The following is a 13,107-nucleotide window of genomic DNA, read 5'->3' on the forward strand; positions in this document are numbered from 1 at the left end:
GACGGGCATCGATACGCGGGCTCGGCGCGGTGCCCGATTCAATGCGACGACACGAACACCGCATCCTCGAATGCCGCCGGAATGGCGAAACTTTCGCGCATGCGTTGCGTTTCCTTTGCCGGCGTCAGACCGAACAGGCGCTTGAATTCGCGGCTGAACTGCGACGGGCTCGCATAACCGACCGCATAGCCGGCCGCCTCCGCTGTCAGGTCCTCACGCACCATCAGCAAGCGCGCCTGATGCAGCCGTGTCGACTTCAGGTACTGCATCGGCGAGACCTGCGTGATCGCCTTGAAGTGGCTGTGAAAGCTCGGCACGCTCATGCCGGCTTCGTCGGCCAGTTGCGGCACGTCGAGCGGCTGCGCGTAATCGGCGTGGATCACGCGCAGCGACCGGCCGATCCGGCCGAACTGCCCGCGCATCGCCAGCGCGCTGCGCATCGCGCTGCCCTGTGCGCCGGTGAGCACGCGGAAATACAGCTCGCGCAGCAGCGCCGGGCCGAGCACCGCGGCGTCGAGCGGCCGGCGCATCGCCTCGACGAAACGCAGCACCGACGCGTGCATCGTTTCATCCATCGGCGTCGACATCATGCTCCTGGGCGCCTGCACGGGCTCCGCGATGCCCTCGCGGTCGATCTGCGCCGCGAGCTCGGCGGCCATCGTGAAATCGAGGTGCAGATACAGCGCGAGCAGCGGGCGCTCGGGCGTGGCGTCGGTTTCCATGCTGAACGGTACGGGCACGGACACGGCCAGGTAGTGATGTTCGTCGTACAGATAGCGCTCGCCGCCGAAGTAGCCGCGCTTGCAGCCCTGGCACACGATCACGATGCCCGGGTCGTACAGTACCGGCGTGCGCGACAGCGCGCGGTTCGAGCGCAGGATGCGCACGCTCGGCAGCGCCGTCAGGTTGTAGCCTTCGTCGGGCGCCAGCGCGCGCAGCAGCGTCACCAGACGCTTCCGGTCACGCGGCGACAGCGACGGGGGGCGGGCGGAGGTTGGCTCGGTGCTCATAGTTTTGTGCAAGAAAATCAGCGGAATCGGGCTTATTCGACGCGGTTCGTCAGACTAGTATGCACGCTCCAATCGACATTCGGGAGAAGCTCAAATGGCATCCGGCACCCTCATGCTCATCACCGGCGTCAGCAGTGGCTTCGGCCGCGCGCTCGCGCAGGAGGCGCTCGCGGCAGGTCACACGGTGGTCGGCACCGTGAGAAGCGCGCAGGCGGCGCAGGCGTTTGAAGCACTGTCCGCGCAGGCGTTCGCGCGGGTGCTCGACGTGACCGACTTCGATCGCATCGACGGGGTCGTTGCGGAAATCGAGGCGAACGTCGGGCCCGTCGACGTTCTGGTGAACAACGCCGGCTACGGGCACGAAGGGATCATGGAAGAAGCGCCGCTTGAGGAGATGCGCCGGCAATTCGACGTGAACGTATTCGGTGCGGTCGCGATGATGAAGGCGGTCGTGCCGTTCATGCGTGAACGGCGGCGCGGCCGCATCCTGAACATCACGTCGATGGGCGGGCACATCACGATGCCGGGCATCGCCTACTACTGCGGCAGCAAGTTCGCGCTGGAAGGCATTTCCGAATCGGTCGGCAAGGAGCTGGAGCCGTTCGGCATCGCCGTGACGGCGGTGGCGCCAGGTTCGTTCCGCACCGACTGGGCCGGCCGCTCGATGTTGCGCACGCCGCGCTCGATCGCGGATTACGACGCGATTTTCGATCCGATTCGCCAGGCGCGCGAAGAGAAGAGCGGCAAGCAGCTGGGCGATCCCGCGAAGGCCGCACGGGCGATGCTCGCGGCAATCGCGGCGGAACATCCGCCCGCGCATCTGCTGCTCGGCAGCGATGCGCTGCGGCTGGTGCGCGGCAAGCTGGCGGCGCTGGAGGAGGAAATCCAGGCGTGGGAGGCTGTGACGGTGTCGACCGATGGTTGACGAGCGTAAGTCGAGACCTGATCTGTCGGTTAGCGTCAGTTCAGGTCTGGGATTGTTTCGCCGTCGCTTTATCAAGGGCGGTGATTGACCCTAAACCGCCGTTTGAACTCGGGGCCTCGGCAGCGGCCGCTTCCAAGGGACGCTGTCACTCGCCCTATTGACTTGATCAGAGATTAATCAGCGCTTCCAATCTATCGCGAGCGTCCAATTATCATTCAAATTCTCACCACGCCATTCACATACTTTTCATTTAAATTTTGGGGGATCCGTGATCGTCTTTGAGAAAATATCATTCGCAAATATTTTCAATAATTCCACCTTATATCCATATCCGATCAGAATTTTTCGCATATTGTTAAGGTTAACTCTCGAAAAAAATGGGAGATGCAACTGATCCCCTGCCGCATCGCTGATGATGGCGTATACGATAGTAAATTCGTCTTGAGCTGGCTTTTTTTCGGCCGGCATAAGATCTCGATATGCTGGCGGCAATTTTTCACGAACTTTCGTACGGAACGATGTATCAATTTGGATGAGCTGCCCGGAAACAAATCCTTGCGCAAAGAGATGGCTCAGTACGCTCGATTTGCTATATATCTTAACATGGATAAGCTCTCGATTAATTGAAAATAGATCACACACTTCGACCTGACCGTGTCCACCACCATGCATGATCTTCTTCTTGTCATCCAAAAGCGCATAGACTGCCGGCTCGTTTATGGCGACCAACGAATTGTACGCCCCCTCACCACCTCCGCTATATTCCGGCAACTTCAGACTTGACAGTGGAGTCTTGGCAAACTCCTCGTTTGTTCTTTTAACAAAATCCTTTTCAACCCTGAACCACTTCCCGTCGTTCAGGATATATTTATTATCCGATAGATCAATTTCAGCATAAAGGCATTTGAATATTTTCCACGATTTAAAAGTCTTTTGGTGATCTGCGTCGGCGCAATGCACCTCTCTTGATCGCAACAATTCAAGATTAATTTTTTCCCCATTTTTCAGGGTCTTCAGGAATCCACTGAAATTTATGTCTGGATAAACCTCCCTTTTACCGTGTACGTACATGAACCCCTTGACAGTAGCCCAGTCGATGATCTCCGGGATTGATAGCCAAATATTGTCAAATTGATTTTTTCCCAGGAGTTTATCAATCTCTACTTCGAGGCGGCTCACCAGTTCCGAGTTTCTCACCATTGATATGTTGTTGACCCACAGGTAATCCTCGGCGCTCAGGTCAGATTCGAACTTCTTTCTATACTCATCCAATAGAAATGGAAGATCAGACAAATCCATCTTGACTGAAACTGCCAGCGAATCACTTCCGGCCATACGATTACCAAGTGCGTGATCGATTGGAGCACCCACGATAGCCTTGAGCATATCCTGCTCTACATCCAGACCGAATTGATCGGCGCTCGTTTCTTGACCAGACTGAATTCGGGTGTGACTCTGAATTGCATCTAATGATTGCACGTCGACGCATCGAAAACTGTTTTTGTCAACCGAGTTGAGAGCGCAAAGCAATCCGAATCGCTCTTCAAAAACTTCATCTCTTAATAAAAATCGCCCGCCTTGCCCAAAAGTAAGAACAAAACATCTACCATTTACTTTTAGAAAAAATGCAGCCGATATTCCTGGAACAGCATACGAACTCAAATCAACATGGCCGCGGAATAATGTCGTCCATTTTGGCAGAAAAGGCGGCACGCGCTTAATGTAAAGCTGCCCTTCACCGTACCCGGAGAAAGTTACAAAGAATGGCGTCTCGCAGGATTCCGTGCAAATAACCTTATCGCATGTGTCGTATTGTTTTTTAATCAGAAATACCGTTAGATGGTTAACCTTCTTTTCAGCGTTCATCTCCGCTCCCCGGTAGCGACGGATATTGTCCGTTGATCATGCCTGCTCATCGGGGTTCGAAAATTGGGGTTTTCCCTTTGAGTCAAGTAAAAGTTTTGTCCAGTAATAGACGTTTATGAAGATGCAAAGGCAATGGAAGCGATAACGGTTTCGGCCGATGATGCGACATGCAACGTCGCTCTGCGATGGGCTCAAAGCTGAGCGAAGCCGACATTCGAATGTCCGACATACACCCGTGATCAAGGACCGCTTATGGCCAAATGCGGCCGGCGGCCGGCCGCCGCCCTGTGACGCTCGACCGGCGCAGATCGACCCGAAGCGGTCGACGAACTTATTCGCCCTGGCCGACCGCAGCCGGCTGAACAGCGGACGCTCGCGAATCTGCGGTGAGAGGTGAGCGGGCCTGCCGTGGCAAGGACGCACGCGCGCTGCCGCGCGTCTTAGTGGACAGTAGCGCTCCACTGCGGCATGCGACCTTAGCTACGCGGGCATTAGTCATGCGATGCAGATGAACAAAATAGTTTCCTTTTGACCACGCACAAGGGCTGGGTAAGTTGTTCCGTAATTCGATCAAGAGTCGGGGCTACGCTTTATCTTTCCGAACTCTGCTTTGACGAGAAACGCTTTCTCTTCCTCCATTTCTGTGGCCGCATTGGCGGATACAGCTGCGCCATAAAGCTTTGATTTAACCTTCATTGCTAGACCGCGGTCCGAAGAAAACGCGGTGTTTTCGCGCACTTCCAAGGCAGCCCTTGTGCAGCCGCCAATTTCGCGTGCATCAATGAGCGCGTTCCAAGATGGCTCGAAATGTACCCATGCGAAACGCGTTACGTCTAACTTATCGCCTTCTTTCCACTCGCGTCCGTCCAATTCAAATTCTCGGGTGTCGAGGTCGACGGTACCGGTTCTGGCAGCGAAGGAAGCACCGATTTCGGCCTCCCCGATATTTTTCGACCCGCCAGTAACAGAGCCATCCATCTTTCGAGATGATGAGGCGTTGTGCTTCTTTGAGATGACGACCTTAGTCGCCCCGAGATGCACCAGCAGCTTCAAGAGTTCAGCTTCTCTTTCCTGGAGTAACAGCTCATCATACTTGTCGGAAGGGATATAGATGTCAGCTTTTCCTGCGGCTGGAACGTCGGCTAGCGGATGCTGCTTGTAGACCTGCCCGACTTGGGGGTGGCCCGGCGGAAATTTGAAGCCAGCGTCCTTTGCCATCTGAATGGAATATGCGTGCCTGCGCATGAATGCTCCGATCGCCTCTTGCTCTTGACTATCTAATTCCTTAGGCAACTGCTCTTTGTCTTTTGTGAAAATACGAGCGACTGCAGGGCTGGATGCCGCTGCAGATATGAGCAGCGACGCTGGAAGCCCAAGCAGAGGACCACCCAACGCGCCGGCGACGATTTTGACGGCGCCTGCTGCTGCCCCTGCTGCGGCAGCGGCACCCAATCCGGCGGCAATTGCGCCACGAGAATCGCCGGGGTTTACTTCGACTCCCGGATCGGACTTGAATCCAGGCATCGTAAAGTTGGGGCGATACGGCGGAACATCCTCCGGTTCAACGATGTAAAGAAGGTTCATTGCATTTGTTTGTTCGATCTAGACGCACAACGGCGTCCAAGCTGGTTGACGTTCGCTTCACGCTCTGTAGGGACCAACGCAATCTCGACTGGATAACGGCGAATTCGCAGCTACGCTTTAGTGTTGCAGTCGAAATTGGCTCCGCCCGCCCTGCGGTCGGCTCTCGTCAACCCTTCAGATCGTTGGACCTTTCGCGACCATACGAACGCTTTCAGGGCGAGGCTGCCCTTGTATGGCCTCTGGCATGCGCCGACCGATGTCCGTCGATGGTCGTCGGCGCGCGTCTATTTGCGGCCGCGCATCTAGTCGGTGCAGTCTAGCTCTTTCCGTGGCAGCCCGTCATACTTACCTTTTTTAAGCTGTCGTCTCAATGAGGGAGCATACGTGAGCGAATACTTCGATTTTGTCACCAATGAATTATTGCAAAAGCTTAATCAAGTGAAGGCATTTGTAAAGAGGCACAACCCCACCATTGGACTTCTAACGGAAGAGATATTGCGAGATTTTTTGCGGACACACTTGCCAAAAGTCGTTAGTGTTGAGCAAGGTTTCATTATCAGAAAAAATGGCGAATTGTCCAGGCAATGCGATATTATTATTTACGATTGCATGTTTTATGCCCCGTTCTATAGAATAAATGATGTGATTGTGGTGCCGGAAGAGTCGGTGCTAGCGATAGTCGAGGTGAAAACATCAATTACGAAAAAATCCTTCCATGAAGTCATCGAGTACTTTGCCGACTTCAAGGAATTTTTGAATATAAAAACTTATCTTTTTATGTTCAAATCCGCTAGCATAAGTCTTTTGAGCGAATATTTTCATAACTACAAACATCCGGGGACGTACCAACAGTTCGATCACGATACGTTTCACTGGCTTCCGGACGAAATAACAGGAATAAACCCATCGTTTCATCTTAAAAAAGATGGTGTTATAACAGAGCGGGATCAGATGGGATATACGTCCTATTTTTTTGAAGGTATGGACGGGGCAGAAATCAGTGCGTTGGAAAATTTTTTCCTGTCTATTTATCGAACAATTGAAACGTATATCGACAAGAATTTTGCAAATGGGAATAACCGTGACCACTACGGCGCGCCACAACACAACCGCAGGAATATCAAAAGATCGGACTATCATTCGCGCCAAACCCGATACTTCGCGGCGATTCCGCTGTTTGATATGTAATCGCGGGTTTCACAGTCCCTTTTTTGGCGCCGCTTGCAGCTTTTGGCGTTTGTCAGTCGGCTTCGGAACTATTTGCCGTTCGAACGGCATCAATCTCTCATGACCATATGACCGCTTGTGGCCGAACTGAGTCAGCCGATCTGCCGCTGTCTGTCCGGTCTAGTCGAGCCTTATACAGCGACGCAGCCCGATCGTTCGCCCTTCGGCGGTTCGTCCACGTTGGCCAGATTGTTTACGACCGCTTGCATCGCAGCATCATCGTTTAACAATACTGTCCGATAATGTCCCCCGGCCACTGCGCCACGTTCAATCCACCTTACAGGAGTCCATCGCGATGCCATACGTCACAACGAAGGATCACGTCGAGATTTTCTACAAGGACTGGGGCCCGAAGGACGCGCAGCCGGTCATGTTCCACCATGGCTGGCCGCTGTCCGGCGACGACTGGGATGCGCAGATGCTCTTCTTCGTCCAGAAGGGCTATCGCGTGATCGCGCACGACCGGCGCGGCCACGGTCGGTCTGCCCAGGTGTCGGACGGCCACGACATGGATCACTACGCGGCCGATGCCTTCGCGGTCGTCGAAGCGCTCGACCTGCGTAATGCGGTGCACATCGGTCACTCGACCGGCGGCGGCGAAGTGGCCCGCTACGTCGCGAAGCACGGAGAGCCGGCCGGCCGTGTCGCGAAGGCGGTGCTGGTCAGCGCGGTGCCGCCGCTGATGCTGAAAACCGAATCGAACCCCGAAGGCTTGCCGATCGAGGTGTTCGACGGTTTCCGGAAGGCGCTCGCCGACAATCGCGCGCAATTCTTCCTCGATGTGCCGAGCGGTCCGTTCTACGGGTTCAACCGCGAAGGTGCAACCGTGCATCAGGGCGTGATCCGCAACTGGTGGCGGCAGGGGATGGAAGGCAGCGCCAAAGCGCATTACGAAGGCATCAAGGCGTTTTCGGAAACGGACCAGACCGAAGACCTGAAGTCGATCTCCGTCCCGACGCTCGTGCTGCATGGCGAGGACGACCAGATCGTGCCGATCGCGGATGCCGCGCTGAAGTCGATCAAGCTGCTGAAGAACGGCACGCTGAAGACGTACCCGGGCTATTCGCACGGGATGCTGACGGTCAACGCGGACATCCTCAACGCCGACCTGCTGGCTTTCGTGCAGGCGTAACGGTGACGGTCGGCGCAGGCCCGCTTCGGCGGGCTGCGCCGTCGTCGCAGGCTGGCGGGTGTGTGGTGGCGCTTCGTAGCGTCCGGTAGCACCGTCGACAAGGCGGCCGGTTCGCCGGCCGCAGGGTTCAGCCCGGGCCGTTGAAGCGGATGCCCGGAAACGTCAGGCGCGGCATCCGGCTTTCCAGAAACGCGAGCAGTTCGCGCACCTGCGCGGCTTTGCCGGAGTCTTCCGGCCACACGAGGTAGTACGCGTCGCCGGTATTGACGGCTGTCTTGAACGGCAGCACGAGCTGCTTCTCGTCGATGGCCGTCGCACACAGTGCGAGATCGCCAATCGAGATGCCGTGGCCGGCTATCGCCGCCGCGATCCCCTGTTCGAGCATGTCGAACACCTGCCCGCGCGTGATGTCCACCTCGAGATCATGGCCGCTGCCCTTGAGCCAGCGGCGCCAGTCGCGCCGGTCGGGCGACGGATGGATCAGCTCGCATGCCGCCGGATTCGTGCGTGCGACCGTCGCGGTCGCCCGCGAGCACACCGGAATCAGCCATTCGTCGAACAGCTTCACGCACTGCGTGGCCTCGCCGAACTTGCCTGCGCCGAGCAGGATCGCGCAATCGTAGGATTCGCTGAAGAAATCGACGGTATCGACATCCATCCACACGCTCGCGATCTGCACCTCGAACGCTGGCCGCGTGTTGCGAAACGCGGCCAGCGCGTCGAGCAGCCAGCGCATCGTGAGCGTGGACGGCGCCTTGAGTCGCAGCACGTCGCGTTGCGACTGGAACAGCATGCAGGCTTCCTCGATCTGCCGGAAACCTCGCCGCAGGCCCGACGCAAAGATGTGCGCTTCCGCCGTCACCGTCATTTTTGGGCCGCGCCGGACGAACAGTTTCCGGCCGAAGTAGGCCTCGAGCGTCCGGACGTGCTTGCTCACCGCGCTCTGCGTCAGGCTCAGTTCCTCGGCGGCAAGCGTAAACGAGCCGGTGCGCGCGGCGCTTTCGAATGCGCGCAACGCGTAGACAGGGGGGAGCGGTTTGGCCTTCACGGGGTTCGAGTATGAATAGAACTCATGTCATTCGACAGGATTTTCCGTTTTTCAGCAGCGGGCCAGGCACGCAATACTTCATAAAACCGCGCAATCTGCTTTGCTGAATCCCGATGATGCCATCGTAGCGGGCACGCGCGCCAATCCATCCAACAACTTTTTGTCATGGCACTCCATTACCCGCTGCTGTTCGCCTATTTCGCCGCGATCGTGCTGCTCATCGCGACGCCCGGCCCTGTCGTCATGCTCGTGGTCGGCACCGTCGCGCGGCGCGGTTTCCGCCAGGGCATGCTGACCGCGGTGGGCGCGAATGCCGCGAGCCTCGTGATGATCGCGGGGGCGATGCTGATGGTATTCGGCGTCGTGCTCGTCAGCGATCGCCTGCTCACGGGGTTGCACGTGGCGGGTTGCATCTTCATCGCGGTGCTGGCCGTCCGGACGCTGCTCGGCGAATGGCGCGCCGGCCGTATGCGCGAGGGCAGCGGCGCCGCGCAAGGCGAACCGGCGTCGCAGGCGCGGCGTTTGCCGGGTGTGGTGCGCGGCTTTCTCGTCGGCATCGCGAACCCGAAGGATCTGCTGTTCTTCGTCGCGTTCTTTCCGCAGTTCGTTGCCATCACGCCGGATTCGCGCGTGAGCCTGGCGATCCTGGCCGCGCTGTGGATCGCGGTCGATTTCACGATCATGACCGGCTACATGGCCGCGATCAACCATCCGCTGATTCATGGCAAGCAACGATGGATCACGGCCTCGTCGGCGCTCGCGCTGCTCGTGATTGCGCTCGCCGGGCTCGGCGGTGCGATTGCAGGTGCTGCATAAGCCAATCGGCGATCTGCGATACGCTTCGTTTGTCTTTTTTTATCGAGTTCAATCATGTCCAGCACCGCCCCGACTTACTCCGAGCAGCTCTTTTCCTATGGCACGCTGCAACTCGAACCGGTGCAGCTCGCCACCTTCGGCCGCAAGCTCGACGGTCGTGAAGATGCAATGCCCGGTTACGCGATGACGATGCTGAAGATCGACGACCCGGAGGTGGTCGCGACGAGCGGGAAGACGCATCATCCGGTGGTGGCCTATACCGGCCAATCGGGCGATCGCGTAACAGGCACCGTGTTTGCGATCACGCGTGAAGAACTGCAGCACGCGGACGACTACGAAGTCGACGCGTATCGCCGCGATCGTGTGGTGCTTGAATCGGGCGTCGCCGCGTGGGTGTACGTGGATGCGAGCTCACCGCGCCCGGAATGAATCCGGCGCACGGGAACGCTCGACGTCGTCGCGTTCTTCCCGCTAATCGTTGCGCAGGAACACGACGTAGCCGCGGAACCACGGGTTCGTCGCGAGGTAAGGCGGCGCGTCCCATTCGCCGCCCTGGATGATGCCGATGCGAAACGGCAACTGCAGCCGCGCGATGCGCGGCAGGTAGTCTGCATAGTCGGGGATCGTGCGGCGGCCCTGGTAGGTCTGCACGACGACTTCGTCGACGATCCCTCGCAACTGGTTGACCTGGTCGGTATCGATGCGGCTGCTCCAGTCGAGCAGCCCCGTGATGCTCAGCCGGCAATCGGCGGGCAGGGTCTCGCGCAGCGTCCGCAGGAATTCGAGGTAATCCTGCAGGTGGCGCGTGCGTGCATCGAAGTCGATCTGGATACCCGTGATCGTGCGGCCCGACGCGCGCCAGCGCTCGAGCTGCGCGAGCATGATCTGCGTGACGCGGGGCGTCCAGCGCAGCGTATGCGCACGATAGACCAGCCACACGCGCGCATGCGGCGCGGGCGGCAGCGCGACGCCCTGCGCGATCACGCGAACCTGCGACTCGTCCCGCGGCGATGCCTCGATCTGCCCTTGCAGCACGTAGACGGTGCGTGCGCCGCGCACGACCGCCTGCGGCTTCACGCCCGCCCACAGCCAGAACGTGTCGTACCGCGCGGCATCGACGGTGCCGGCCAGCGCGACGCGTCCGGCCAGCAACAGCGCAATACACGCGACACGCTTCACGCGGCGCTTACCAGTAGTAGCGAAGTTTCTGCGCCCACGGGCTGCCCGCGTAGCTGGCTTTCAGCGTATCGAACCAGCGCTTGCGCACGTTCTTCGGCACGTCCTTGCCGCCGCATTCATTGGAGCCCGCCGGCGCATAGCACTTGATCGCGCGGTAGTACGCGTAGGCGCGGTCGTTCGGGTTCGCCTGCGCATCGGCCATCACCGTCACGTAGCTCGACATCCGCTCGTAAGGCTTGCCCGCGAACTGCGACGGCGCCGCGCCGAGCGTCGGCGGCACGCGTGTGGCGCTCGCCGCTGACGCGTTGCGCATCCACGGGGGCACCGCGTCGCCTTCGAGGTTGGCCGTGAGCGGGTTGACGCGCACGAAATCGGCGAGGCAGTTCAACCCTTTCGGGTCGGCCGGATTCTGCTGGAGCGTCGCCGCGATGTCGCGCGCGGACGGGCACACGTAGCCGTCTTCGTTTTTCGCACCGGGCGCGATGAACGGTTTCAACGGATCGGCCGGCGTGCCGGACACCAGCGCGGCATCGGCGATGAACTCGGCGTAGTGCGAACGCGTGAGTTCCTTGTACAGCAGCGCGTACAGCGCGGTGTCGCGCAGTGCGCCGCCGGTCGCCTGGTTTTGTGCCTGCGCGCGCAGCAGGTCCGCATTGGCCGCGCGTCGCAGCAGCACTGCGCGGATCGCGGCGTTCTGCACGGGCGAATCGTCGGCAAACGCGTCGTTGACGAGCCCGGCCTGTTCCAGGTTGATCGCGAGCGCGAGTTCCAGCGCCTCGCGCTGGAAGCGGAATTTCGCGAGCGGGATCAGGTCGCGCCACAGCTGGCGCGCCTTGTCGGACTGGCCGCTATCCTCCAGCGCGAACCCGCGCAGCGCCTGCTGGCTCAGGCCGAAGTAGTCGAGCGGCTCGGCGGGTGTCTGCGGCAGCAAGGCGAGCGCGGCGTCCGGCTTGTGCCCGATCTGGACGTACCAGGTTGCGAGCAGGTAGTCGTACAGCGCGGGCGCGTTCGCGAAGCGCGGCTTCTGCGCCTGCAGTTCGTCCAGGGTCAGCGGCTTGTTGCGGCTCGAATCGCTGTTGTCCGACGTGCGCATGCGCAGCAGGTCGACGGTCGCGAGCACGGTCGGCGACTGGATCTGACGTGCGTCGAATTCCGACCCGAACAGCAGCTTGCTGTCGAGTTCGTTCGCCAGCTGGATCAGCGGCACGTTCGACGTCGCCGTCGACCAGCGCGCGAGCGCATGGCCGTACAGGTCAGCCTGCTGCGTGACGTTGCCGCCGAGCCACGCGACCCGCCGCAACAGCCCGTTCGCGGAGGTCGCATAGCGTCCCTGCGGATACACCTTCAGGTAGGTGCGAAACACCGTATTCGCGGCGTCGAGCGACACCTTCGTCACGCGGCCGAGCGACGGCGTGGGGTTATCGTTGTCGAACACGTTGGCCTGCGCGGCGTTCAGCTGCGCGCGCCCGGCCATGTAGAGGCCGGTTTCCTTCAGCCACGGGTTCGCGCTGTGCGACGCGTTCGAGAAGGCCCGGGTCGCGGTGAGGAAATCGGCGCGGTAGAACGCGTTCGTGCCGTCGAGGTAAGCGGCGAACTGCTGGCCGAGCGGCGACTTGACCGGCGGTTTGGTCCACGCGGCGCTCGCGCCGCCGGTGGCGCAGGTCTTCTGCGCGATGTCGGCGCGCGCCGCGCGCAGGCGCGCGGCTTCGTCGGCGGGGAGGCCGCCGGCGGCGCCCAGTGCGTCGTTGAACGCGTCGGCGCCCGAGTTCATGCTGCGGCAGATGCTGCCTTCGCCGTCGGCGTACCGGTTCGACTGCGCGTCGGCATCCGCTGCGTTGTCGGACTCCTTCTGCCCGATGTAGATCCACCCGGAGAAGTCCATCGGAAACGGCACGATGATCTGGTTGATCCGGTCTTTCGCCGGGATCGTCTTCGGGTCCGGAAACGCCTGTGCGACCTTGGCGCTGTCGACCATCATCAGCATCGCGTTGATGCGCGTGTCGTTGGCGGGGCTCAGCATCGGCAGGTTGGCGCAGGAGTAGGCGGTCTGCCGGAGCGTGGTTGGCGCATAGCAGCCGTCGTCCCCGCTGGCATGGGCGGCCGGAATCCAGAACAGGCCGGCCGCCAGCGCGGCGAACAGGTTTCGGTGCAGCAATGGGCTTTTAGGCATTTTTTCTTGTGCCGGGTGTGGGGCCGCAGCGGCCGGGTCTCTCAGGTGAGGCATTTCGCCCCGGCGCGTATCGTACCGCACCGGCCGGCCTGGTCGCGAGCGCGCGCAGGCGGGCAGTCGCGTCGAATGCGGGCCGGCGAAAGGGAAGTC

11 protein-coding genes are annotated in these 13,107 nt (G+C 59.8%); 5 read left to right on the forward strand and 6 right to left on the reverse strand.

Translation table 11 applies throughout. From position 1 onward, the window contains the following. Window positions 1-38 precede the first annotated feature (38 nt). Window positions 39-1,010 carry an AraC family transcriptional regulator gene (locus HAV18_RS21160; RefSeq protein ID WP_166959317.1) on the reverse strand — a complete coding sequence of 324 codons (972 nt, stop codon included), beginning with the start codon at window positions 1,008-1,010 and terminating at the stop codon, window positions 39-41. Window positions 1,011-1,104: 94 nt separating this feature from the next. Between HAV18_RS21160 and HAV18_RS21165 the strand changes: the two genes are divergently transcribed. Beyond that, entirely contained in the window at window positions 1,105-1,935 is an 831-nt protein-coding gene (locus HAV18_RS21165; RefSeq protein WP_166959319.1) for an oxidoreductase, read from the forward strand. A gap of 246 nt (window positions 1,936-2,181) precedes the next feature. Here HAV18_RS21165 and HAV18_RS21170 read toward each other — a convergent pair whose 3' ends face one another. Beyond that, window positions 2,182-3,801: a TIGR04141 family sporadically distributed protein gene (locus HAV18_RS21170; RefSeq protein ID WP_166959321.1), complete on the reverse strand. Its 1,620-nt coding sequence runs from the start codon at window positions 3,799-3,801 to the stop codon at window positions 2,182-2,184. A 570-nt stretch (window positions 3,802-4,371) separates the two neighbouring features. Next, entirely contained in the window at window positions 4,372-5,385 is a 1,014-nt protein-coding gene (locus tag HAV18_RS21175) for a hypothetical protein (RefSeq protein WP_166959323.1), read from the reverse strand. 384 nt (window positions 5,386-5,769) lie between these two features. On the opposite strand from HAV18_RS21175, the gene HAV18_RS21180 reads away from it, so the two are divergent. Both HAV18_RS21180 and HAV18_RS21185 read left to right on the forward strand, forming a co-directional pair. After that, window positions 5,770-6,573, forward strand: a complete 804-nt coding sequence (locus tag HAV18_RS21180) for a DUF6602 domain-containing protein (protein ID WP_208102054.1) — start codon at window positions 5,770-5,772, stop codon at window positions 6,571-6,573. A 334-nt stretch (window positions 6,574-6,907) separates the two neighbouring features. Next, window positions 6,908-7,744, forward strand: a complete 837-nt coding sequence (locus tag HAV18_RS21185; RefSeq protein WP_166959325.1) for an alpha/beta fold hydrolase — start codon at window positions 6,908-6,910, stop codon at window positions 7,742-7,744. 127 nt (window positions 7,745-7,871) lie between these two features. Here HAV18_RS21185 and HAV18_RS21190 read toward each other — a convergent pair whose 3' ends face one another. Then, entirely contained in the window at window positions 7,872-8,792 is a 921-nt protein-coding gene (locus HAV18_RS21190; RefSeq protein WP_166959327.1) for a LysR substrate-binding domain-containing protein, read from the reverse strand. Window positions 8,793-8,957: 165 nt separating this feature from the next. Between HAV18_RS21190 and HAV18_RS21195 the strand changes: the two genes are divergently transcribed. After that, the gene (locus tag HAV18_RS21195; RefSeq protein WP_166959329.1) at window positions 8,958-9,608 is read left to right on the forward strand and encodes a LysE family translocator; all 651 of its coding nucleotides are present in this window, start codon (window positions 8,958-8,960) and stop codon (window positions 9,606-9,608) included. A gap of 54 nt (window positions 9,609-9,662) precedes the next feature. Continuing rightward, entirely contained in the window at window positions 9,663-10,037 is a 375-nt protein-coding gene (locus HAV18_RS21200) for a gamma-glutamylcyclotransferase family protein (protein ID WP_166959332.1), read from the forward strand. A gap of 42 nt (window positions 10,038-10,079) precedes the next feature. Here the strand turns inward: HAV18_RS21200 and HAV18_RS21205 are convergent, their stop codons facing one another. Continuing rightward, on the reverse strand, window positions 10,080-10,787 hold the full coding sequence (locus HAV18_RS21205) for a DUF3142 domain-containing protein (protein ID WP_166959335.1): 708 nt from the start codon (window positions 10,785-10,787) through the stop codon (window positions 10,080-10,082). A 7-nt stretch (window positions 10,788-10,794) separates the two neighbouring features. Further along, window positions 10,795-12,957, reverse strand: coding sequence for a hypothetical protein (locus HAV18_RS21210; RefSeq protein ID WP_166959340.1), 2,163 nt, complete (start codon window positions 12,955-12,957; stop codon window positions 10,795-10,797). Between the last annotated feature and the right edge of the window lie 150 nt (window positions 12,958-13,107).

This window comes from Burkholderia sp. D-99 (assembly GCF_011605345.1).
GTDB lineage: Bacteria > Pseudomonadota > Gammaproteobacteria > Burkholderiales > Burkholderiaceae > Burkholderia.